Source organism: Rheinheimera sp. B2H12 (assembly GCF_059620065.1).
The window spans coordinates 3,590,154-3,614,319 of record NZ_CM184363.1 but is presented as its reverse complement, the minus strand read 5'-3'; the positions used below and the strand labels follow the sequence as shown (position 1 = coordinate 3,614,319).

Below are 24,166 nucleotides of genomic sequence, written 5' to 3'. Positions count from 1 at the left end.
AGGAAACATTGACATGGCGGAAGTAACGATTGAAAAACTAGCCAGTGATGTGGGAACAACTGTTGATCGGTTAGTCCAACAATTTGCTGATGCGGGCATTACTAAGCACGCGGGTCAGATGGTGTCAGAAGATGAGAAAAAGTCTCTGCTGGATCATCTGAGCAAACAACACGGTGGTGCCAGTACCGAACCTTCGCGTTTAACGTTAAAACGTAAAGAAAAAACTACGCTGAGTGTCAGTGGTGGTGCGGGTCGCAACCGGGAAATTCAGGTACAAGTGCTGAAACAAAAAACTTATGTAAAACGTCCGCTGGTGGATGACGCTGCAGCCCAGGCCGCAGAAGAAGCCCGCTTGGCCGAAGAAGCGGCCAAGGCTGAAGAAGCCAGATTAGCGGCAGAAAAAGCGGCTGTCGAGCGTAAAGCCAAAGAAGAAGCTGACAAAAAAGCGGAAGCAGAACGTAAAGCTGCTGAAGTGAAGAAACAAGCGGAAGCTCGTGCTCAATTGCTCAAAGATGATCCGGAAGAAGCGGCACGTCGGCAGGCAAAAGAAGATGCCAAACGTGAAGCGGATCGCATCATCGCTCAGCAAGACGCAGAACGTCTGAAAAAGCTGGAGTTAGATGCGCAACGTCAGGCAGAAGAAGCCCGCAAACTGGCGGAAGAAAATGCTGAACGCTGGGCCAAAGAAGAAAAAACGCCAGCGGAAGCCGGTGATTACCACCTGACATCCAACGTTTATGCCAAACAGGCTGAAGACGAAGTTGATGCCCGCGATGAGCGTGGTGGTCGTCGTCATGGTAAAAAAGCCCCAGTTGGCAAAACCAAGAAAAAAGATGATGACGATAAAGACGCTTTCAACCGCGCTAACCGTCATAAGAAAAAGAAAACCCCAACCAGTATGCAGCATGGTTTTAACAAACCAGCGCAGCCTGTGGAGCGTGAAGTGAAAATTGGTGAAACCATCACTGTCGCTGAACTGGCTGCCAAAATGGCGGTAAAAGCTTCAGAAGTGATCAAAGTGATGATGAAGATGGGCGCCATGGCGACTATCAACCAGGTCATTGATCAGGAAACTGCTGCCATTGTCTGTGAAGAAATGGGTCATAAATTCACTTTAACCCGTGAAAACGAGTTAGAAGAAACCGTGATGGCAGACCGTGAAGGTCAAGGCCAGTTGGAGCCACGTGCACCCGTTGTGACCGTGATGGGCCACGTTGACCACGGTAAAACTTCCACGCTGGACTATATCCGTAAAGCCAAAGTGGCTGACGGTGAAGCCGGTGGTATTACCCAGCACATTGGTGCTTATCACGTTGAAACTGAACGCGGTATGGTGACTTTCCTGGATACGCCAGGTCACGCAGCCTTTACCTCGATGCGGGCTCGTGGTGCGAAAGCAACAGATATCGTTATTCTGGTCGTTGCGGCTGATGACGGTGTGATGCCACAAACCAAAGAAGCAATTCAGCATGCGAAAGCTGCTGGTGTGCCGCTGGTGGTTGCAGTCAACAAAATGGATAAACCAGATGCAGATCCGGATCGGGTCCGTAATGAATTATCGCAATTTGGTGTTATTTCAGAAGAGTGGGGCGGTGATACTCAGTTTGTGCCAATTTCGGCTAAAACCGGTATGGGTATCGATGACTTGTTAGAAGCCATTCTGAACCAAGCTGAATTACTGGAATTAAAAGCTGTCCGTCAGGGCATCGCCCGTGGCGTGGTGGTGGAATCACGTCTGGATAAAGGTCGTGGTCCGGTCGCGTCAATCCTGGTGCAGGAAGGTACGCTGCGTCAGGGTGACACCGTACTTTGTGGTTTTGAATACGGCCGTGTTCGGGCAATGCGCGATGAAAACGGTAAAGAAATCAAAGAAGCTGGTCCTTCAATCCCTGTCGAGATTTTAGGTCTGTCAGGCGTACCACACGCTGGTGATGAAGTGACAGTAGTGAAAGACGAGCGTAAAGCCCGTGAAGTTGCACTGTATCGTCAGGGCAAGTTCCGCGATGTCAAATTGGCTCGTCAGCAAAAAGCTAAACTGGAAAACATGTTTGCCAACATGACGGACGGTGATGTAGCTGAGCTGAATATCGTGCTGAAAGCAGACGTACAGGGTTCTGTAGAAGCTATCAGTGATTCACTGACTAAACTGTCGACTGATGAAGTGAAAATCAAAATCATCGGTAGTGGTGTCGGTGGAATCACTGAAACTGACGCCACCCTGGCTGCGGCTTCTTCTGCCATCATCATTGGCTTTAACGTCCGTGCCGATGCGACAGCCCGTAAGATCGTCGAAGATGAATCACTGGACTTACGTTACTACAGCATCATTTATGAACTGTTAGACGAAGTTCGTGCAGCGATGACCGGTATGTTAGCGCCAGAATTTAAGCAACAGATCATTGGTCTGGCGCAGGTTCGAGCAGTATTCCGCTCACCGAAATTCGGTGCTATCGCCGGTTGTATGGTGACAGAGGGTGTGGTGAAGCGTAATGCGCCAATCCGCGTCCTGCGTGACAACGTGGTGATCTTCGAAGGTGAACTGGAATCACTGCGTCGGGTGAAAGATGACGTGTCTGAAGTTCGCAACGGTTTCGAATGTGGTATCGGTGTGAAGAACTACAACGATGTGCGCGAAGGCGACCAGATCGAAGTATTTGAAGTGGTGCAGGTTGTTCGCACTCTGTAATGCAAATGCTTGATTGATATATAAAACAGTATGAAACAGGGGCCTGGTGCCCCTGTTTGTTCTGCTGAAGCAGGTAAATATATGGCTAAAGAATTCAGCCGGGTTGACCGGTTATCCCAGCAAATGCAGCAAGAAATTGCCGTTATTTTGCAACGTGAAATTAAAGACCCACGCCTTCACACCATGATCACAGTCTCGGCGGTGGATGTGTCCCGCGATTTATCGCACTGTAAAATCCATGTCACCTTTTTAGGTCTGGCAGCGGAAAAAGTACAAGAAAACCTGACTATCCTCAATGATGCAGCGGGTTATGTCCGCAGTCTGATTGCCAAACGGATCCAGGCCCGGATTGTACCGACCATTCGTTTTTACTTTGATAAGTCATTGGATGAAGGCATCCGGATGGCAAATTTGGTGGAAACTGTGCGTAAATCAGATGAGAAAAAGCGTCTGGACGCTGGCCAGGAACTGGATCTGCCTGCTGCTAAAGCTGCCGACGAAGAAGAGTAATCGCATGGCACGTCGTCAGGTTAATGGTATTTTTTTGCTGGACAAACCTCTGGAAGTGTCCAGCAATGGTATTTTGCAGCGCATTCGCTGGTTATATCAGGCGGAAAAAGCTGGCCATACCGGGGCTTTGGATCCGCTGGCGTCTGGCTTGTTGCCGATTTGCTTTGGTGAGGCGACTAAATTTTGTCAGTTCTTGCTTGATACGGATAAAACCTATGAAGTGAAAGCGCGCTTTGGCGTCCGCACTGATACCAGTGATGCTGCTGGTGAAGTCATCAGCCAGCGGCCTATTGCCTTCAGTGCTGCCGATTTACAGGCGGCTGTCATCCAGGCACGTGGCCCGCAGTTGCAAGTACCGACGATGTATTCGGCGCTGAAATATCAGGGGCAACCCTTGTATAAATATGCCCGTCAGGGCATCACGGTCCCGCGTGAAGCCAGACCTATTGAAATTTTCCGCTTTGATATGTTGTCCTTTGACGGTCAGGACGCCACTTTTGTCGTGCACTGCAGCAAAGGCACTTATATCCGTACTCTGATTGACGATCTGGGGGAAACCTTAGGTTCTGGTGCTTATGTCAGTGGATTACGCCGTATCCATGTCGGTCCGTTTCAGGCTGCGCAAATGCATCTGGAGCAAGATTTGGTCGAACTGAATCAACAGCAAGACTGGGCTTCGCTGGATGCTTTGTTATTACCGATGGATTTGGCGCTACAAGGTTTAGCTGCCTTGACGCTGGATGGTGCGCAGCATCAGCGGCTGGTGCATGGCCAGGCCGTGATTCTGACCGATGATCTGCAGCAACACTTGCTACAAGCGCCGACGCTGGATGCCATTAAGTTGTATACCGAAGCCGGTGTTTTTATTGGTATTGGCGCGGTCAAAGATCAACTGTTAGTGGTGCGGCGGTTACTCAATACCAGTCAGTTTCACAGCAGCCCAAATTAGTCGTTGTATTTCGAACTGAGCGTGCTAGAATGCGCGCTCATTTTTGGTTGTTGGCTGGATTAGTGCCTGGCGACAACTGTTATTTATGATCCTGGAGGATTTTATGTCACTAACTACCGCTGAAAAAGCAAAAATTCTGGCCGATTTCGGCGTTGTTGCTAACGATACTGGTTCACCAGAAGTGCAAGTAGCACTGCTGACTGGTTCTATCAACAAGCTGCAACCTCACTTCGCTGATCACAAGCATGACTTCCACTCACGTCGTGGTCTGCTGCGCATGGTTTCTCAGCGTCGTAAACTGTTAGACTATTTAAAGCGTAAAGACTCAGCTCGTTACGCAACTCTGATCGAGCGTTTAGGCCTGCGTCGTTAATCGACCCGCTAACAGCAAAAATGACCAGGGAGCTTCGGCTCCCTTGTTTTTTGCTCAGTGCCAGATTAAGACCACTCGCAATCCAGTTGTTACCAGCCGTTTTTCCTCAGCAGTTACCGGTTTTAGCACAGCAGTTTTTCTGTCAGATGGCCATAGTCGCGGCTATCTTTTGTCATGTCTTACAAGCTATACTGTCTCGCGAAAAATCGACCCCAAATATACCGCGTTTAAGGTCCGCTGGGGCCCCAGTCCACGCGTAAAACAGAAAGGAAATAATTCAGTGAATCCTATCGTAAAATCATTCCAGTTTGGTCAGCACATTGTTACCTTAGAAACAGGTGTAATTGCCCGTCAAGCCGACGGTGCCGTGTTAGCCAGCATGGGCGACACTTCAGTATTAGTCACAGTTGTTGGTAAAAAAGCGCCAAAACCAGGTCAGGACTTCTTCCCACTGACGGTGAACTACCAAGAAAAAATGTATGCTGCCGGTCGTATTCCAGGTGGTTTCTTCAAACGTGAAGGCCGCCCTTCTGAAGGCGAAACCTTAACCTCTCGTCTGATCGACCGTCCAATTCGCCCATTATTCCCGGAAGGTTTCACCAACGAAGTGCAAGTGATTGCGACCGTGGTGTCAGTACAACCTGAAATTCAGCCGGATATCGTTGCTCTGTTAGGTACTTCTGCCGCGCTCGCTATTTCTGGTATTCCATTCAGTGGTCCATTAGGTGCAGCCCGTGTTGGTTACATCGATGGCCAGTATGTGTTAAACCCATCTGAAACCGAATTAAAAACCAGTAAGTTAGACTTAGTGGTTGCTGGTACTGCCAACGCAGTGCTGATGGTTGAATCTGAAGCCGGTGTGCTGTCTGAAGATGTGATGTTAGGTGCAGTGGTCTATGGCCATGAGCAAATGCAGACTGCGATCAGCGCTATTGCTGAATTTGCAGCTGAAGGCGGCAAGCCTGCCTGGAATTGGGTTGCACCAGCTAAAAACGAGCCACTGATTGCCAAAATCGAAGCTTTATCAGCAGCTGCGGTCGGTGAAGCTTACCGTATTACTGAAAAAGCTAAACGTTATGAGCGCATTGGTGCCATCAAGGCTGAGGTTTTTGCTCAGATCAAAGCTGAACTGGCAGAAGGCGAGAGCTTTAACGACACTGAAGCCGGCGAAATTTTCCATAACCTCGAATCAAAAATCGTCCGTAGCCGCATCATCAAAGGCGAACCACGCATTGATGGCCGTGACAATGAAATGATCCGTGCGCTGTCAGTGATGACGGGTCTGTTACCACGGACTCACGGTTCAGCTTTATTCACCCGCGGTGAAACTCAGGCACTGGTTACCTGTACTTTAGGTACTGCCCGTGATGCGCAGAACGTTGATGATCTGCTGTCTGACAAAACGGACAACTTCCTGTTCCATTACAACTTCCCACCGTTCTCAGTTGGCGAAACCGGCATGGTTGGTTCACCAAAACGTCGCGAAATCGGTCACGGCCGCTTAGCAAAACGTGGTGTTGCGGCTGTAATGCCAGATTTTGATGCTTTCCCATACACAGTGCGGATGGTGTCAGAAATCACTGAATCAAACGGTTCAAGTTCAATGGCTTCAGTTTGTGGTTCTTCTTTAGCGCTGATGGATGCTGGTGTGCCTATCAAAGCCTCTGTGGCTGGTATTGCCATGGGTCTGGTGAAAGAAGGCAACGACTTCGTGGTTCTTTCTGACATTTTAGGTGATGAAGATCACTTAGGTGACATGGACTTTAAAGTAGCGGGTACCACAGCAGGTATCACTGCGCTGCAGATGGATATCAAAATTGAAGGTATCACCAAAGAAATCATGCAGATCGCGTTGAAACAAGCCAAAGCGGCTCGTATTCACATTCTGAACGTGATGGACCAGGCGATCAGCACGCACCGTGAAGAATTGTCTGAGCACGCACCACGTATCTACACTTTAAAAATCAACCCGGAGAAAATCCGTGACGTGATTGGTAAAGGTGGTGCAGTGATCCGTCAAATCACTGAAGAATCTGGTACGACCATTGAGATCGAAGATGATGGTACCGTGAAAATTGCCGCGACCAACTCACAAGCCGCCAACATTGCCATCAGCAAAATCGAAGCTATCACCGCTGAGATTGAAGTGGGTGCTGTGTACTCAGGTGAAGTGGTGCGGATCGTTGATTTCGGTGCTTTTGTCAATGTGTTACCGGGTAAAGATGGTCTGGTGCATATTTCTCAAATCTCTGATGAGCGCGTCAGCAATGTTGCCGACCACTTAAGCGTTGGCCAGAAAGTTCAGGTCAAAGTGCTGGAAGTGGACAAACAAGGTCGTGTTCGCCTCAGCATCAAAGAAGCCAGCGAAAAAGCTGCGACAGCCAATGTTGAAGCTGCAAACTAAGCCGAACGGGCTTAACAACAGACTGGCAATTGCCAGTCTGTTGTTATTCAGTATGGTTGGTCTGAGTGCTTGCCAGAGCACTGCAGCAACAGCCCCTGTAGTATTGACTGAGCAACCGTTATCACCTGAACCACTGACCATCCCATATCGCACTGAAATCGCCATAGCCCGTATCTCGGAGCTGCTGCAATCTGCTGAATTAAAAGAAGATCAGCGAGCCCGGCTGTTTTACGACCGTGGCGTGATGTTTGACAGTGCCGGTTTACCAACCTTGGCGCGGCTGGATTTTATGCGTGCAATCCGGCTACAACCGGATATGGCGGATGCCTATAACATTATTGGTATTCACCACAGTTTAGCCGGTGATTTTGAACAGGCTTATGAAGCTTTCGATTCAGCACTGGAACTCCAACCTGATTACGAATATGCCTATCTGAACCGCGCTATTGCCTTGCAATATGATGGTAAAACAGCTTTGGCCATTGCCGACTTTCAGCAGTTTCAGCAGTTAAAAGCAGATGATCCTTACCGCTCACTCTGGTTATATCTGGCGGAAGTGGAGATATCAGAGCAAGCCGCTCAAACACGACTGGCAACTCAGTATCCATTATTGGATCAGCAATCCTGGGCTCGCCATATCGTTGCTTTTTACCTCGGTCAAATCAGTGAAGCGCAATTGTTGCAGTTGGCCAGTACTGATGCCAGTGACAATACCAAATTGGCTGAGCAGCTGTGCGAAGTGTATTTTTACCTGGCCAAATGGCATAGCCGTCAGCACAACCCAAGCTTGGCGTTGGAGTATTACAAAAAGACGCTAGCCACCAATGTGTATGAGTTTGTTGAATATCGGTATGCCAGAGTTGAAATGCAGTTGTTACGCCAGCACTACGGCCTTGGTCAACACGACGCCGACCATGCCACTGACACAGCAGAACCCCATGCGCATTAAGGGTCTGCCTTTGGATCAAAAAAGCCGGCTTGCTGGCTTTTTTTTATTGCTGCTGACGGCTTGCCAGCCAGCCACTGCGCCATATATCCCTGGTCAGCTCAGCTTTGAGCAGGCAGAAACTGCGAAGGCGCGGCAGTTACCTGATACCGCTGCAACTTTGTATCGACAGGCGGCTGAGCAGGGCTATTGGCCCGCAGTACCAGCTTATCTGGCAGCGCAACAAGCAGCACAGCCGCAGCTCAGTAGTCAGGATTTATTAGCCTGGGTACAGCAATTAGCAGATAGAACCCAAACGGCCACAGTAGAACCAACTGCACAACAGCAGTTACATCAGGTGCAGGCTGAGCTGGGCGGTTGGCAGTTGCTGCCGCAGCAACTGCAGCACCAGTGGCAGTTGCCCTATTTGCAACAGTTGCAGTCAGCTAGCGCTTGTCGCTTAACCTTGCAGCCGGTGTTGAGCACTTTAGCCTCGGCCCGCAATTGGCTTGGTTTGATACAACAGTGGCAACAAGATCCCCAACTATCTTCGTTGTCCATTTGTTTTAATCCGCCACAGTTTATCGACAGCCGTCAGTTAGCTTGTACTGAACAGCCAGGCATACGGATCCACTGTCAGACCGAAGCCTTGTTACCTGTGGTATTAGAAGGCAAAGCCACCCAACTGGTGGTGCTGGCAGGACGTGGCCATGCCAGTTATAACAATGGCTGGTTACAGTTGCCAGCCACTGCCGATTTGGCACTGCTGAGGCATGAACTGAGTCATCTGTTTGGTTTTCTGGATGAATATCCATTGAGTGCGGCAGTGGCTGCGGATGAATGTGTCCCAGGCCGGATCACGCCAAATTTAGTGTTTGCTAAAGCCGATGTTGCCGCCTATCTACAGCATTGGCAGTTAGCGGCGACAGATATTGAACTGACCGCAGTGACAACCTGCCAGCAGTTACAACAACAAGCTTATCGGGTGGTGGCGGCTGACAGTCATTTGCAACATTATGAATTGGCGATGCCGGCATTGTATTTACAATTGATACAGCAGCAATTACAACAAGCTGAACTGCTGATGCCAGTGCAATATTATTTTGCTTATTTGGCGCGACAACAACAAAACTGGCCGCAATGGCAGCAGTTGATGCAACTGGCAGCTAAGGCAGGTTATCCGGCTGCAATTGAAGCTTTAGCAGCACTGCAGCAGAGTGATGGCGTTGCAGTACCAGCCCGCATGGCAGCAGCTGCGGGCCAGCGCTGAAGGTTAATTCGACAGCTCAGTCAGCTCGCGGCTTAATAATTCGGCATCACCGATATTCAGCTCCAGTAAGCGACGTAAATGGCTGGCGCTTTCAATATCAATTTTTTCACAGCGTAAGCCAATACTCTGCTGATGACTATGCGCAACCACAGCTTCCATCTGCAATATCAACTCAGAATCATTCAGTAAAAATTCTAACGTCAGCGCAGTACCATCCGGTAACTGCCATTGTTCCGGCCTTTTCACCAAAGCGCCTTTTAACGATAAATCCAGCAGCTCCGTTTTAAATTGCAGGCTCTGTCCATCCTGAACATACAATAATCGGGCATCACTGCTAAATAAGATCCGGCTGAATCGTCTGTGGTCCATAATGACTCCTGATTACCTGCTACACAGCATAGCCTGAATTAGTTAAAAAAGCAGGCAACAACAGTTTACCTTTGCTGCCACAGATTGACCCGAAAATACAAATTTGTCTGCTTTGTACTTCAGATGCGGTTTGCCTGTAAAGATGGCTATTTTGAACTCAGTACTGCATTTTTGCCAGTCAACAGCTGAAATAAAGTCGGCACAACGGTCTTGCTGTAAACCAGATGATGAGGTGACACTTACCCTTTGTGCAACGTGGCAGGATGCAGTTGATAAGGCTCTGACTTTATTTTGTCATTGTTATTCGCTGCCAGTCATATTTTTTCCACAGTTAAACCTTATCGGGACTGGTGCCTCTGCACCAATTATTAAAGTCTGATATTACTGTGATATCCCAGCTCTGCTAGTCATTTGTCATTTTCTTTTTGTTACCGTTCACTCGCTGCAGAACAACAGCATGTTCAATAGCTGGCATCAAACAGCCGATGATTTATCCAGTGACTGCTGTTTTTCGGTCGGATGCTGCAGGCTGAAAATGTGTTTGATAGCTCGGATTTGCGGTTCGGGCATTACAGCTTGGTTTAATAAACAGACGCGGGATCAATCATGGATATGATCGGAATTGCAGGTGCAGGGGTGATGGGTGCTGATGTCGCCTTGTGCTGTGCGGCGGCGGGGCATCAGGTTGTTTTGTATGACATCAGTTCAGATGCTTTAGCTAGCGCGAAACAGAGTTTAGCAGGTCGGCTGCGGTTATACCGTATGCTGCAACCCGAGTGGCAGCCTGGTTCAGCAGCGGATATTTCCGCCAGAATTTATGGCACCACCGACATCTGTGCGCTGGCAGATACAGCGCTGATTATCGAGAATGTGCCGGAAGACTGGCAAATTAAACAAGCGTTGTATCAGGAACTTGCCAAAGTCTGTCGGCCAGAGACCTATGTTGGGATCAATACCAGCTGTTTATCTATTACCCGACTCGCCGCGTTAATGCCAGATCCCAGCCGGGTCATTGGCATGCATTTTATGAATCCGGTGCCTGTGACTGCTGCAGTTGAAGTGATGCAAGGTTTTTATACCAGTGAAGCCACTATCCGCTACTGCCGCGAATGGCTGCATCAACTTGGCAAAAAATTCATTCTGGTTCAGGACATGCCTGGTTTTGTCGCCAACCGATTATCACATTTGTTTATGAATGAAGCCGCTTTTCTGGTGCAGGACCAGGTTGCGGAGCCTGCAGCCATCGACAGTATCTTTAAGCTGGGTTATGGCCACCGCATGGGGCCACTGGAAACTGCAGATTTAATCGGGCTGGATACCGTGGTGCAGTCACTCAGAGTGTTATACGACGCCTTTCAGGATCCTAAATTCCGCTGCTGCCCATTGCTGCAAAAGATGGTAGATGCGGGCTTGTATGGCCGGAAAAGTGGCCGCGGCTTTTATCATTACCAAGAGGGCTCGACATGACAACCTTATCATCTGTGGCAGCTGACACCGCCTTAACCAGTCAGTTACAACGCCCGATTAAGTGTATTGTCTGGGATTTAGATCACACCTTATGGCACGGTATCCTGGCTGAAGGAGATGATGTACAGCTGAGACCTGGCATCGCAGCTTTGATCCAAACTCTGGACAGCAAAGGCATTCTGCATTCGATTGCCAGTAAAAATAATCATGACGATGCGATGGCCAAGTTACAGCAGTTTGGGCTGGCGGACTATTTCCTGTATCCGCAAATCAGTTGGAACGCCAAATCTGTCAGTGTTGAACGGATCCGGTCAAGATTAAATTTAGGCATTGATGCTTTTATGTTTATTGATGATCAGCCGTTTGAACGGGAAGAAGTTCAGGCTGTTCACCCCACCATTCAGTGTATGGATGCTGCCCACTATTTGCTGCTGCCAGAGCTTGACGGCATCAGGCTGGCGCCTATGGCAGATGATGCCGGTCAGCGCCGGTTACGCTACCAGCAGGAGCAGCAACGTCAGCAAGATGAAGAACAGTTCAGCGGTACGCCTGAGGTGTTTTTAGCGGCACTGCAAATGCAATTACGGATCAGTTTTGCGACGGACGCCGATCTGCTGAGGGCGGAAGAACTGACACTGCGTACCAATCAGCTTAATTCCACCGGTATTAGCTACAGTGCCGAACAACTTCGTAGCTTGATGGATTCTGCCCAGCATCAGTTATGGGTGTGTGAGCTGACTGACAAATACGGTAGCTACGGCAAAATTGGCCTTGTCCTGACGGAACAGCAGGGCGATCGGCTGGTGATCCGCTTGCTGCTGATGTCATGCCGGGTCGCTTCCCGCGGCATCGGCTCAGTGTTACTCAGTTGCCTGATGCAGTATGCCAATGCCCGGCATTTAAGATTACAGGCTGACTTTCGCCGCACGGCCAGAAATCGACAAATGCTGGTGACTTATCAGTTCGCCGGTTTTGTTGAAGTCAGCCGCGACGCCCATGACCAACTGTTGTTTGAACACCCATTAACTGCTATTGCCAGCTATCCGGCTTACATTCAGGTGCTGGCTGAACCGATGAAAGGAGAATCCTGTGCCAGTTGTTGAAATGGAATGCCGCCACAAGCTGAGACAATTTATCACCAGCAACATGAATGTGTTTGACGAAGATGTTGAGCTGCACGATGACAGTAATATCTTCAGTTGCGGTTTCGTCAATTCGACCTTTGCCATGCGGTTATTAACTTTTATCGAACGTGAGTTTGCTGTTGAAGTACCTGATCACGAAATTCTGCTGCTGAATTTCAGTTCCGTGGATGCGATGTGGCAACTGACCCAGCGTTTACAGGGAGTGGCACATGCGGTCTGACCATGCTGAATTACTGCAGGCTGCGCGGGATTTTTCAGCCAGCCAGCTACGCCCGCATGCAGGTTCCTTCGAGGAAGCAGGTGTGCCTGCTGCGCTGATCCGGCAGATGGCGACAGCCGGTTTGTTAGCCGCGCCTTTGCCAGAAGCTTATGGTGGCAAAGGCTGTGATGCATTGACCTATGGTGAAATCACCGCAGAAATTGGCAAAGGATGTAATTCGGTCAGAGCACTACTGACAGTGCATAGCAGCCTGGTGGGAGAAACCCTGGCAAGACTTGGCACTGAAGCGCAAAAAAGGCTGTGGCTGCCACAGCTGGCCAGTGGCGAGGTTATTGGTTGTTTTGCCTTGTCAGAACCAGGGGCCGGTTCCGATGCGGCCGGAATAACCAGCAGTTATCGTGCTGTTGCTGGTGGTTATCTGCTGACAGGTCACAAAAAATGGATTACCTACGGCGCTATCGCTGATTTATGGCTGGTGCTGGCCAAAGCGCAGGACTCTGATCAGATCAGTGCTTTTTTATTGGATCGCCGGCAGGGTGCCGTGCAGAGCAGGCCCATGCAAGGTTTGCTGGCAAGTCGTGGAGCCCATCTGGCCGAACTCTGGTTTGAAGACACTTTTGTCCCAGCCGATGCCATGCTTGGTAAAGCCGGTATGGGATTTAGCATGGTGGCAAACACTGCGCTGTTTTATGGGCGTTACAGTATTGCCTGGGGTGGACTGGCAATCATCACAGCTGCGCTGGAGGAAATGGTGACTTATGCCCGCAGTCGAAGCCAGTTTGGCAGCAAAATCGCCCAAAATCAGCTGATCAAGGCCATGATCGCGGATGCGACGACTTCATTGCATTGTGGCCGGGCCTTATGCGAAAAAATTGCCGCGTTGCGCACGGCCAACGATGACAGCGCTGTCCCTGAAACCAATATCGCTAAATATTTTACTTCCAGAGCCGCAGTTGAAGTCACTAATCATGCAGTGCAATTGTTTGGTGGTAATGGATTGTGGCAAGCCTACGCGGTCGAACGCTTATTTCGTGAAGCTAAAGTGTTGGAAATTATTGAGGGGTCATCTCAAATCCAGCAATTAATGATCGCCGGTCAGTCGCTGCGCGATTATTACCGGCCAGCTTTGAAGGCCCAGTATCCGGTCGCAGCAAGTCGCGTGGCGGCAGCACATCTGGTCAGCCCTTAAGCTTAACGTAAACCTGAGTCAGGCAAGGACGAAGCACTATGTATCAAACGTTAAATGAGGCACTGCAACAGGCCGCAAAAAGTGAGCACGGTATTTTTTTTACCAATAGTCTGCAGGATGAACAATTTCTCAGTTATGACGGGTTATGGCAGGGCGCGCGGCGCTATCTGAGTCTGCTGCGCAGTCATGGTGTGCAGCCTGGTGATGAGCTGGTATTACAACTGGATGATTTATCTCCCTTTTTACAACTTTATTGGGCTTGTTTACTGGGGGGGATTGTCCCCATTCCTTTAGCTTTTGCCGATGTACCCGATCATGCCCAAAAAATTGCCAGTGTCTGGCCGGTGCTACGGGCACCATGGCTAGTGACGGATCGGACTGATACCTTTGAGCGTTTACTGAAACATGCCGACAACTTTGATCCGACCGGCCAGGCCGCTGAATTTTTTCGCCAGCAGGTGCAGCCGAAGCTGCGGGTGATCGCTGACACTGAGGTTGCCAGCGCCGAGTTGGCGCTACCGGCCAAGATCGGGCCAGATGACATTGCATTTATCCAGTTTTCCTCCGGTTCCACCGGACAGCCAAAAGGCGTGGTGCTGACGCATCGTAATTTGTTGGTGAACATCGAAGATATGCGGCTGACTTTTGGTCTGACCGACAGTGATGTGTTTTTAACCTGGAAACCGAAATCACATGATTTTGGTATGATTGCTTTTCATTTGACGCCGCTGGTCGCGGCATTACCCCAAGTACATATTCCGACTAAAACTTATGTCTGGTCCCCGGCTATCTGGCTACAGGCCGTGCATAAGCATCGCGCCAGTATTCTCGGTTCGCCGAATTTCGGCTACCAGCACTTGTTAAAACTGTATAAACGACGCCGGCATGAACGCTGGGACTGGGACTTGTCCTGTATCCGCACTATCGTCAATGGCGCTGAACCCATTTCACCCCAGCTGTGCCAGGCTTTTTGCGAAGAAATGGCCCAATACGGCATGCCTGCCGGTGCCATGCGTTGTGCTTATGGTTTAGCTGAAGCATCACTGATGGTGTCGTTGTGTGACTTTGCCGATGGCGTTCGAACCCTGATCGCAGATAGAACCAAACTCAATCTGCATGACCGCTTTGTGCCGGTTGAGGCGGAGCATCCGGCGGCGATCACGCTAGTGGATTGTGGTGTGGTGTTTCCATCAATGCAGGTTCGGATCACGGATGGAACTGGACAAGAACTGCCGGCAGGGGTGGTAGGGTGTATCGAAATCCGCGGTGGGAATGTCACAGCAGGTTATTACCGAAACCCAGCCGCCACGAAAAAAGCGGTCCGGCCCGATGGCTGGGTCAATACCGAAGATTTGGGTTTTATCTGGCAAGACCGGTTGGTGTTTGCCAGCCGGTTAAAAGAAATGATTATCCAGGGCGGCGTGAATTACTTTCCCTATGATATTGAAAGGGCCATTTTGCAAGTCGTTGGTGATGCTGCCCTCAATCAGTATATTGCCTGTGCCATTCCGGCACCGGCCAATGCCGGTGAGCAACTGGCTGTGTTTGTTTATTATAAAAAACAGTGGCAGGACTTTAGCCCGCTGGCGATTCAGGTACGCGACATCATCCGGCAGCACTTTGCGCTGGAGGTCAGTTATGTGGTGCCGGTAGAGCGGATCCCCAAAACCACCAGTGGTAAAGTACAGCGCTTCCGGTTACGACAGCAATTTCTGGCTGGCGATTTTGACGAAGCACTGGCAGCTACAGCGCAGTCACGGCAAAGTGGGTTGCAGGCTGTTGCCGCAGAGTCTGCCTCGATGTCAGCCGGTGAATTGCTGACGACTGAACAAAACATCCGGCAACGGATCCGCGCCTTAGTGCTGGAACAGACCGGCCTGTCGGCGCTGGATGACCAGCAGAGTTTTTTTAATCTTGGGCTGGCATCCAGCCGGTTGTTACAGCTGCAACAGCAACTGGAAGCTGAGTTTGCGGTTGAAATGGCGGCAGTCGCGGTGTTGGATCACGCCAGTGTTGATGCACTGACCAGTTGTATGCTGGCGGCCCGCTCGGCAGCACCGGCAGCACCGGCAACTGACAGCGCAACGGCCGGGCTGTCTGCCGGGCAGGATATTGCTATTATCGGTATGGCCTGTCGTTTCCCGGGAGAGGCGGCCACGCCGGCTGCGTTCTGGCAATTGCTCTGCAGCGGACAGGATCCGGTGGCTCCGCTGCCAAGCCACCGCTGGTCGCAGGATCCGCAAAAAAATCTGCCGCACAGTGGACAGGAAGGCGCATTTTTGGCGGATATCAGTGGTTTTGACCCGCACTTTTTTGGCATAGCACCGAAAGAAGCTCAGGCCATTGATCCCCAACAGCGGCTGTTGCTGGAAGTCTGTCACGAAGTGATAGAAAATGCCGGCTTTGCGGTCCCGGCGTTACAGGGATCAGACACCGCAGTGTTCGTCGGGATCTCCTCTGCTGAATATGCCCAGGTCGGCCGTGATTTGGGCCACCCGACTGGGCCTTATGCCTCAACCGGCAATATGTTTAATACCGCCGCAGGCCGAATTTCCTACGTCTTTGGCTTAGAAGGTCCAAGTATTGCTTTAGATTCGGCTTGTTCATCTTCACTGGTTGGGGTGCATCAGGCAGTCCAGGCATTGCGGCAGGGAAGTTGCCAGCAAGCGCTGGTTGCGGCCGTCAATCTGATTTTAAAACCTGACGGTCATCTGAGTTATTCCCAACTGAATGCGCTGTCTGCCACTGGCCGTTGCCGCAGCTTTGATGATGCGGCAGATGGTTATATCCGCAGTGAAGGCGCTGCTGCTGTCATGTTAAAACCGCTGGCGCAAGCGATCCAGGATGGCAATCCGGTGCTGGCGGTGATCCGCGCTGTTGCAGTGAATCATAATGGTCATCATGGCGGTTTAACAGTGCCAAATAGCGCTGCGCAGCAACGCGTCATCCGTCAGGCATTGCAACAGGCAGGTTGCGACGCCGGGCAGATTGATTACCTGGAAGCGCACGGCTCTGGCACCCGTTTGGGAGATCCGCAGGAGGCTGCGGCGTTGGCTGCAGTCTTTGCAGGCAGGCAGCGCCCGTTATTGCTGGGCAGTGTTAAATCCAATTTAGGCCATCTGGAAGCCGCTGCTGGTATGGCTGGTTTAGTCAAGTTGGTGTTAGCGCTGCAACATGGTCAGATCCCAGCCAATCTGCATTTGCAAAAGCCCAATCCGTTGATCAACTGGGCTGAGTCCCCATTACAGCTGGTCAGGGAAAACACGGCCTGGCCCGCAGGCAACAGCAGGCTCGGTGCTATCACATCGCTCGGGATCAATGGCAGCAACGCCCATTTAATACTGCAACACTGGTCTGCGGCGGCAGTGTCGTCCGAACCAGACAGTGCTGGCACCACAGCAGAGCAAGCGCCGTTTTTGTTTAGCTGGTCCGCAGTATCGGCTGCAAGTTTACACCACAATTTACAGTATCTGTTGCAGCAGCTCCCGCAGTTGGAAGGCATTGAATTTGGTCGTTTTTGTCAGGCCAGTAATCTGATGCGCAGCGATTATCCGGCCAGATTCAGTACTGTTGTCAGCTCTTTTGCTGAGTTGCGCACCAAACTGGCGCGACAGTTAACCAAATTCCAGCAGCAAGAGCTGTCAGTACTGCGGGCTGTGCCTAAGTTTCAGGCCTCGGTACAACCGGTATTTTTATTTACCGGCCAGGGCGCGGTTTATCCGGCGATCGCTGCGCGCTTGTATCCGTTAAAAGCCGTGTTCCGGGCCGCCTTTGATCTTTGCGCTCAGTTATTTCAGCAACAACTGAGTATCAATCTGCATCTGGCCCTGACCGAACAAGCTGAACAGCCACTGCAGCAAGATCCAGCGTTTGGCCAGGCGCTGACCTTTAGTATGGCTTATGCATTAACCGCGTTGTGGCGCTCATTAGGCATCCGTCCGGCGGCCGTACTTGGCCATAGTATTGGTGAGTATGCAGCAGCTGTGACCGCAGGTTTGTTACCCTTGGAGATGGCGGTGGTGCTGGTCAGTCGTCGTGGTCAGTTAATGCGTAACAGCCAGGCGTCAGGGGCGATGGCGGCTATTCTGGCGACGGAATCCCAGGTGGCGCAATGGTGTGCGCAAGTGGGGAATGTCTGGATAGCTGCAGTGAATTCACCAACCAATATGACCATTGCCGGTACCCCTGAAGCCTTGGCAGCAGTGATCCAACTAGCCAGTCGCGCCCGGGTATTTACCGAGGTGTTGCCAATGCAGCATGCCTTTCATTGCCCGCTGGTGACTGAGGAATCACAGTCCCTGATCGCCGGGCTGTCGCCGCTGGTGTCCGGTACCAGGCAGTGCCGATTTTATTCCAGCGTCAGCGGCGCTGAACTGGATGCGGCCAGCGCGACAGATTTAGCTTACTGGCAACGCCAACTGGTGAGTCCGGTCCAGTTTACCGCGGCCTTACAGCAGATGGTGGCGGCCGGTGCACGTTGCTTTATTGAAATTGGTGGCACAGCCACGTTAACAGCATTGGTGGCTGAAACCTGTCCTGAGACCGAATTGTTACTGGTGCCATCGCTGCGTTCCGGCAAAGATGATTGGCGTCACTGGCAAGAAAGTATGTCGCAGCTGTATCAGGCAGGTTTGCAACTGGACTGGCAGCAGTGGTATCAGAGCTTACCTTGCCAGTTGCCGCTATTGCCAAATACCCAGTTTGCCCGCCAGCCCTGCTGGTTTGAGATCCGAGAACCAGCTACCGAGGTCCAGGTGTCTGAAGCTGCTGAACGGTTGGCAGCTCCGGCGAAAATCGTGCAGTCAACAGTGGCAGTGGCCGACACTGCACTGGCGGGGCAGCTCGCACTGCAGATTTGTCAGATGCTGGCCGAGATTGCTGGTTTTGATGAAGAGGAACTGGGGCCAGAAGTTCATTTGTTATCACTCGGGCTGGATTCGCTGATGCTGGTGCAACTGGGTCGGGGCATCCAGCAGCGTTTCCAGGTTGAAATTAGCCTGAATGACTTTTTTCAGTGCTTATATACCCCGCTGCGGTTAGCGAGCTATCTGCTTGAGCAGATGCCAGTGCAGCCAGAGTCAGCCACTGCAGTGGCTGACTCTGATCTGACCAGTGCTGCGACTGCCCAACTGCCAGTGGCGGCGGTATCGACTGCCCAGCCGCCAGCGGCAATACCGCAGTTGCAACTGTTAATAAAGCAGCAATTGCAAGTGATGGAACAGCAACTGCAATTGCTGGCCAGTGCGGGTGCCGGAGCTTCGGCAGCGTCGGGGCCGCTGATTGCCAGTGACGTCGGCTCCCTGCAAGCAGCAAGCAGTGTCCGGTCGCCGCAGCGCGTGGAAACCGTTTTGCCTCGTATTGCGCCTATCAGCTGGACCCCGCGCTCGTTAAATCTGCAGCAGCAGCACTTTGTGGACGATTTAACAAAGCAGATCACAGAACGCACACCGAGCTCTAAAGCCAATGCCAGTTCGCATAGCCTGCATCTGGCTGATTGGTTATTACGGGCGCATTATCAGCCAGAAACGGCAGAACTGGGTTATCTGCTCGTTGCCGAGCGGGCCAGTGGCTGTCGTTTTACCGATCTGGATGGCAATGAGTTTATCGATACCTGTCTTGGCTTTACCAGTAACTTGTTTGGTCATAATCCTGACTTTATTGTCGAGGCTATCAGCCATCAGCTCCATAAAGGCATGATCCTGGGACCGCAATCGGCACTGGCTGGCGAAGTTGCCAAATTGATTACTGAACTGACCGGCGTCGAACGGGTTGCTTTTACGAATTCGGGCACCGAAGCAGTGATGGCTGCCTTACGGGTGGCCAGGGCTGTCACCGGTCGCCGTAAAGTGGTGCGGTTTTCCACCTCCTACCATGGCACTTTTGATGGCGTGCTGGCCCAGGCCAGTGCGGAAGGGACTGCACCTATGGCGATCGGGGTGGTGCCCTCGATGGTGGATGATACGCTGGTGCTGAAATATGGCTCGGAGAGGTCGTTGCTGCAAATCGAGCAGCATCGGGATGAACTGGCTGCGATCCTGGTTGAACCTGTGCAAAGCCGAAACCCGGCGCTGCAACCGGTGGCTTATCTGCAAAAACTGAGGCAATTGACCGCGGATGCCGGTATAGCACTGATTTTTGATGAAATGGTATTTGGCTTTCGTTGCCATCCTGGTGGTATCCAGCAACGCTTTGGTATTCAAGCTGATTTAGTCACTTATGGCAAAGTTGTCGGCGGCGGCATGCCAATTGGCGTGCTGGCAGGCAGTGCTCGCTGGATGAATGCCATTGACGGCGGTGATTGGTTATCCAGTCAGCGCAAAGCAGAACGCCCTCAGGTGCAGACGACGTTTTTTGCCGGAACTTTCTGTAAACATCCCCTGGCGATGGCTGCGGCGCATGCAGTGCTGACAAGATTAAAGCAGGATGATGGTGCGCTGCAACGCCGGTTGGATCACCTGACCACGGCTTTTGCTGAGCAGGTGAATGATTTTTTCCTGACTGAGCAGGTACCGCTGCGGATTAATTATTTCAGCTCGGTTTACCGTTATGATCTGCTGCCGTCTGTGCAGCCAGAATTGTTATCGCTGGAAGCAGATTTATTTTTTAAGCTGTTGTTACAAAAAGGTATTTATGCATGTTACGTCTGGGAGAACCGCGCAGGTGCTTTTTCGACAGCGCATATGCCGGCAGACATCCAGCAGATAGTCGCGGCCATCAAATATGCCACAGTGACCCTGAGGCAGGGTGGGTTCAGCTTCCGTACTCTCAGTCCTGATCAGCCTGCCAGAAACGGCTCTGCTGCCGATTTGTTGACACGCAGCCATGCGTTATCGTCGGAAGAGCGCCGGATGTTTGTGCTGAGCCACTTCCCTGGCGCCGAGCAGGCCTACCGGATTAATGGTGGTTTTAAACTGAGCGGTGCATTGGATCTGGCAAAGTTCCGGCGTGCTCTGACCATGCTGATTGAGCGTCACGCTGCACTTCGCACTGGTTATCAGTGGGTCAGTGATCGCCAGACTGAGCAAACGACGGCACAAGTCAGGCGTGATGTCAGCACCGACGTTGTGTTGCCGCTGCGGGTTCTGCACCGTAAGGCCCAGGCCCAGGCCCAGGCCGAATCGACTACCATGTTGCCGCTGCAGCCCGCTGCAGAGCCGCTCAGTATCACCAGTGCGCCTTTGTGGCGGTTGACACTGTCGATGGATGAACAGCAACAGCAGCACTGGTTATTGTTGGAATTCAGTCATTTAATTTTTGATGGTATTTCTGTTTCTTTGTTGATTGAAGAGCTGTTCAGTCTGTATGCGGGAGATGCGTTACCGCCGCCCGGTGCCGACTACTCAGCCTATGTCGAACGTGAACAAAGCTTTTGCACTTCGTCACAATCGCGCCAGCAACTGCAATTCTGGATCGAGCAATTTGCTGATTTACCTGAACCTCTGCAGTTACCGACCGACTATCCGCGGCCAGCACAACAGGATTTTCGTGGTGCAGTGAGCAATTTCCAGTTCAATACGGACACCACAGCGTTATTGCGACAGCGCGCCGGTGAATTACGCTGCACTCCTTTTACCTTGCTGTTTAGCTGTTATCTGCTGTTGCTGCATAAACTGAGCGGTCAGCAGGATCTGACCGTTGGGGTGCCGGTTGACCAGCGTGGCAACAGCGAATTTGCCCGAACTTTAGGCATGTTTGCACAGACACTGGCAATCAGAACCCGTCTGGACAGTGTTGAAAATGTGCCGGCGCTGGTGGCGGCGTTAGCGACACAATGTCAACTGGCTTATCAGCACAGCCAGCTTCCCTTTGAGCAGTTGATTGATAACCTGAAGCCTGAGCGCGATTTAAGTCGTAATGCGTTGTTTGACACCATGTTTATCTATGAAACCGGCGAGCAGCGCTCATTACAGCGTGCAGATCTGCAGGTCGTTACCGTCCCGGTCGCGGTGACGGCATCGGCCTTTGATCTGACCCTGGAACTGACCACTGAACGCGGCCAGATCACCGGCCGGCTGATGTATGCCAGCAGTTTGTTTCAGGCCAGTACTGCAGCCAGATTTGCCAGTCAGTATCAATGGATAGTGCAGCAGGTGCTGGCGGAACCCAGCCAGTCGCTGGCGCAGATCAGTCTGTTGACCCCGGCAGAGCGACAGCAGTTGCTGTCTCACTTCAATCAGACGCAGCGGGATTATCACAGTCTGCCGACAGTACCAGAATTATTTGCCGCCACAGCCGCCACACACTGCCAGCAATTGGCACTGGTGGCAACGGATGCCAGTCTGACGTATCAGCAATTAAATCAGGCCGTGCAGCAGTTGAGTGCACAGCTGGCTCAGCGTGGGGTTGGTCCCGCTGATTTGGTGGCTCTGCTGTTACCCCGGCAGAGTGGTTTGATTGTGGCGATGCTGGCGGTGCAGCAGTTGGGGGCCGCTTATGTGCCGTTAGATCCGGCGTATCCGACAGCCCGGATCCTACAGATGCTCGGACAAAGTCAGCCAAAAGTACTGCTGACCACCGCAGAAACTCTGGCAGCGCAGCCCGATATCGACTCCGCATGGCAGGCCAGTGGTTCTGGTCAGTTACTTGAGCTTGGCACCCTGACGGCGCAGCTCCCGGACGAGCACAATGACAGGGCGAACTCAGTGTTGGGCGCGGCCCGGCCGGAGTTGCCTGCTTATTGTATTTTTACCTCAGGTTCGACCGGGCAGCCAAAAGGGGTTCTGATCAGCCAGCGCAGTGTTGTGAACTTTATTCATGCGATGACAGAGCAGCTGTGCTGGCCAGCGCAGGCACGCACCTTAGGATTAACGTCGGTCAGCTTTGATATTTTTGTGCTGGAAGTCTTTGTCACTCTGTGTCAGGGCGGGACGCTGATTTTGGCCAGCGAACAGCAACAACGCGATCCTGCTTTATTGCGGGCCTTGTTGCAGGAGCAGCGTATTACCGTGGCACAGATGACAGCCAGCCGCCTTGAGTTGTTACTTCAGGGCCAGCAGACGACGACGGCGCTGGCAGGGCTCAGTCATCTATGTATCGGTGGCGAAGCTTTTCCGGTACAGCATCTGGCTGCACTGCAGCAAGTGCCGAAGTTGCGGATTTTTAATATGTACGGTCCAACCGAAACCACCGTCTGGTCAGCGGTGAAGGAACTGACACAGAGTAGGGTGGTGACCCTGGGCCGGCCCATCGGCAACACCCAATTTTATGTACTGGACAGCCAGCAGCAGTTAGTTGCCCCCGGCTGCAGTGGTGAGCTATGGATAGCTGGCGCCGGACTGGCCATCGGCTACCTGCATGACAAAGCACGCACTGCGGCGGTTTTTCTGCCAAATCCATTCCGGCAGGACGGACAGGTTCCGACGGCCAGCTCGCCGCACAGTGCCCGCATGTACCGGACAGGTGATCGGGTTCGCTGGCAGGAGAATGGTGAGCTCATCATGCTTGGCCGGGTTGACCATCAGATTAAATTACGCGGGCATCGGATTGAGCCGGCTGAAATAGAAGTGGTACTGCTGCAGTGTCCGCAAGTGGCTCAGGCAGTGGTGGTGTTGCAACAGGATCTGGCCGGTCAGCCAGCACTGGTGGCATTTGCGACGCCCAGCCAGGCGGGCAGCGCTTTAAATGCTGCGGAATTTAACCGGCAACTCCAGGCGCAGTTACGCCAGCTGTTACCCGAGCCGATGATCCCCGCCGCTATTGTGTTGCAGCAAACCTTGCCTTTAACCGCGAACAGTAAAGTCGATCGCAGTCGGTTGCCACAATGGGCAGAGTTGCAATCTGCGCAGGCATGCAGCCTGCCTTCTGCCACCGACGACACGGATTTAGTACTGACCAATGTCCGCAAGCTATGGCGAAAGTTGCTTGGGCATGCCCAGTTAGCGGCGGACAAAAGCTTTTTCGAACTGGGTGGCAATTCGATGAGTCTGGTGATGCTGCATCACGAACTGGAATTACATTACCCAGGGCTGCTGGATGTTGCCGATTTGTTTGCCCATCCGACACTGCAGCAACTGGCTCAGTTCATCAGTAACCGGCAGCAGCCGCAGACCGCTGACTGGACCGCGACTGAGCTGCGGCTACCGGCAGACTATTTTCTCAGTCATCCGGCCCAGGCTGGACTGTATCAGGTACCGCTGAGCTGGGACAGCGATGTCAGCCGTCAGTTACGCCACTTCAGCAAGTCATTACAGGTCACAGAGGCCGATGTGTTGCTGGCGATGCACGCCTTGCTGTTGCATAAGTTGCTGGCACAACAAGTGCTGTCGCTGTGCCTGGCGACTGCTGGCGGTTATCAGCACATCGAGCTGAATTTTACCGAACTATCGACCACCGAGCAGTTGGTGCAGTCTGTTCATCAGTTGCGTCAAATAAATGCGATCAGGCCCGCTTGTCCTCGCTTGGGGCCGCAACATCCGCATGGCGTGTTTATCCTCTGGTCTGAGGCGGCAGTCACACCGGCCGCAGGGCCAGCCGAATTAGCTACCGGATTTGATTTGAGCTGGACAATGGACACTGCTGCGCAAGCAGGCTGGCTGATCTTTAATGGCTCACGCTTATGTCCGGACAAAATCAGAGCGCTGGCCAGCTTGTATCTGCGGTTATTGCAAACCGCGGTTGCCAGCGAAAAATCCGTCGCCGTTTAATCAAAGGAAGTAAGGG

General features: G+C 51.9%; 13 protein-coding genes. 12 read left to right on the top strand and 1 reads right to left on the bottom strand.

Features of this window, described 5'->3' with window-relative positions:
• The first annotated feature begins 13 nt into the window (after positions 1-13).
• The 7 genes from infB to AC53GJ_RS15465 all read left to right on the top strand — a co-directional run bounded on the left by infB (position 14) and on the right by AC53GJ_RS15465 (position 9,117).
• Complete coding sequence (infB, locus tag AC53GJ_RS15495) at positions 14-2,686, top strand: translation initiation factor IF-2 (RefSeq protein WP_496729028.1); 2,673 nt, start codon at positions 14-16, stop codon at positions 2,684-2,686.
• A gap of 81 nt (positions 2,687-2,767) precedes the next feature.
• Positions 2,768-3,196, top strand: coding sequence for a 30S ribosome-binding factor RbfA (gene rbfA / locus AC53GJ_RS15490; RefSeq protein ID WP_496729027.1), 429 nt, complete (start codon positions 2,768-2,770; stop codon positions 3,194-3,196).
• 4 nt (positions 3,197-3,200) lie between these two features.
• Complete coding sequence (gene truB, locus AC53GJ_RS15485; protein ID WP_496729026.1) at positions 3,201-4,145, top strand: tRNA pseudouridine(55) synthase TruB; 945 nt, start codon at positions 3,201-3,203, stop codon at positions 4,143-4,145.
• 103 nt (positions 4,146-4,248) lie between these two features.
• Positions 4,249-4,518, top strand: coding sequence for a 30S ribosomal protein S15 (gene rpsO, locus AC53GJ_RS15480; RefSeq protein ID WP_496729025.1), 270 nt, complete (start codon positions 4,249-4,251; stop codon positions 4,516-4,518).
• Positions 4,519-4,798: 280 nt separating this feature from the next.
• A complete protein-coding gene (pnp, locus tag AC53GJ_RS15475; protein ID WP_496729024.1) occupies positions 4,799-6,922 on the top strand; it encodes a polyribonucleotide nucleotidyltransferase in 2,124 nt (707 codons plus the stop codon).
• Entirely contained in the window at positions 6,903-7,871 is a 969-nt protein-coding gene (nlpI, locus tag AC53GJ_RS15470) for a lipoprotein NlpI (protein ID WP_496729023.1), read from the top strand. Before pnp ends, nlpI begins: the two co-directional genes overlap by 20 nt.
• The gene (locus AC53GJ_RS15465) at positions 7,861-9,117 is read left to right on the top strand and encodes a hypothetical protein (RefSeq protein WP_496729022.1); all 1,257 of its coding nucleotides are present in this window, start codon (positions 7,861-7,863) and stop codon (positions 9,115-9,117) included. Before nlpI ends, AC53GJ_RS15465 begins: the two co-directional genes overlap by 11 nt.
• A gap of 3 nt (positions 9,118-9,120) precedes the next feature.
• Here the strand turns inward: AC53GJ_RS15465 and AC53GJ_RS15460 are convergent, their stop codons facing one another.
• Positions 9,121-9,486, bottom strand: a complete 366-nt coding sequence (locus AC53GJ_RS15460) for a PilZ domain-containing protein (RefSeq protein ID WP_496729021.1) — start codon at positions 9,484-9,486, stop codon at positions 9,121-9,123.
• Positions 9,487-10,092: 606 nt separating this feature from the next.
• Between AC53GJ_RS15460 and AC53GJ_RS15455 the strand changes: the two genes are divergently transcribed.
• The 5 genes from AC53GJ_RS15455 to AC53GJ_RS15435 are packed head-to-tail and all read left to right on the top strand — an operon-like array spanning position 10,093 to position 24,150.
• Positions 10,093-10,953, top strand: coding sequence for a 3-hydroxyacyl-CoA dehydrogenase family protein (locus tag AC53GJ_RS15455; RefSeq protein ID WP_496729020.1), 861 nt, complete (start codon positions 10,093-10,095; stop codon positions 10,951-10,953).
• The gene (locus tag AC53GJ_RS15450; RefSeq protein ID WP_496729018.1) at positions 10,950-12,056 is read left to right on the top strand and encodes an HAD-IIIC family phosphatase; all 1,107 of its coding nucleotides are present in this window, start codon (positions 10,950-10,952) and stop codon (positions 12,054-12,056) included. The genes AC53GJ_RS15455 and AC53GJ_RS15450 overlap by 4 nt, the downstream gene beginning before the upstream one ends.
• Positions 12,043-12,318, top strand: coding sequence for a phosphopantetheine-binding protein (locus AC53GJ_RS15445; RefSeq protein WP_496729016.1), 276 nt, complete (start codon positions 12,043-12,045; stop codon positions 12,316-12,318). The genes AC53GJ_RS15450 and AC53GJ_RS15445 overlap by 14 nt, the downstream gene beginning before the upstream one ends.
• Positions 12,308-13,507: an acyl-CoA dehydrogenase family protein gene (locus AC53GJ_RS15440; protein WP_496729015.1), complete on the top strand. Its 1,200-nt coding sequence runs from the start codon at positions 12,308-12,310 to the stop codon at positions 13,505-13,507. The genes AC53GJ_RS15445 and AC53GJ_RS15440 overlap by 11 nt, the downstream gene beginning before the upstream one ends.
• A gap of 38 nt (positions 13,508-13,545) precedes the next feature.
• Positions 13,546-24,150: an amino acid adenylation domain-containing protein gene (locus AC53GJ_RS15435; protein WP_496729013.1), complete on the top strand. Its 10,605-nt coding sequence runs from the start codon at positions 13,546-13,548 to the stop codon at positions 24,148-24,150.
• Positions 24,151-24,166 lie beyond the last annotated feature (16 nt).

What these genes read in the sequence shown, in the direction of transcription:
- AC53GJ_RS15435 (WP_496729013.1), top strand. Translation starts at nt 13,546, where the DNA reads ATGTATCAAACGTTAAATGAGGCACTGCAACAGGCCGCAAAAAGTGAG.
- nlpI (WP_496729023.1), top strand. Translation starts at nt 6,903, where the DNA reads ATGTTGAAGCTGCAAACTAAGCCGAACGGGCTTAACAACAGACTGGCA.
- AC53GJ_RS15450 (WP_496729018.1), top strand. Translation starts at nt 10,950, where the DNA reads ATGACAACCTTATCATCTGTGGCAGCTGACACCGCCTTAACCAGTCAG.
- rbfA (WP_496729027.1), top strand. Translation starts at nt 2,768, where the DNA reads ATGGCTAAAGAATTCAGCCGGGTTGACCGGTTATCCCAGCAAATGCAG.
- rpsO (WP_496729025.1), top strand. Translation starts at nt 4,249, where the DNA reads ATGTCACTAACTACCGCTGAAAAAGCAAAAATTCTGGCCGATTTCGGC.
- infB (WP_496729028.1), top strand. Translation starts at nt 14, where the DNA reads ATGGCGGAAGTAACGATTGAAAAACTAGCCAGTGATGTGGGAACAACT.
- AC53GJ_RS15465 (WP_496729022.1), top strand. Translation starts at nt 7,861, where the DNA reads ATGCGCATTAAGGGTCTGCCTTTGGATCAAAAAAGCCGGCTTGCTGGC.
- truB (WP_496729026.1), top strand. Translation starts at nt 3,201, where the DNA reads ATGGCACGTCGTCAGGTTAATGGTATTTTTTTGCTGGACAAACCTCTG.
- AC53GJ_RS15460 (WP_496729021.1), bottom strand. Translation starts at nt 9,486, where the DNA reads ATGGACCACAGACGATTCAGCCGGATCTTATTTAGCAGTGATGCCCGA.
- AC53GJ_RS15440 (WP_496729015.1), top strand. Translation starts at nt 12,308, where the DNA reads ATGCGGTCTGACCATGCTGAATTACTGCAGGCTGCGCGGGATTTTTCA.
- AC53GJ_RS15455 (WP_496729020.1), top strand. Translation starts at nt 10,093, where the DNA reads ATGGATATGATCGGAATTGCAGGTGCAGGGGTGATGGGTGCTGATGTC.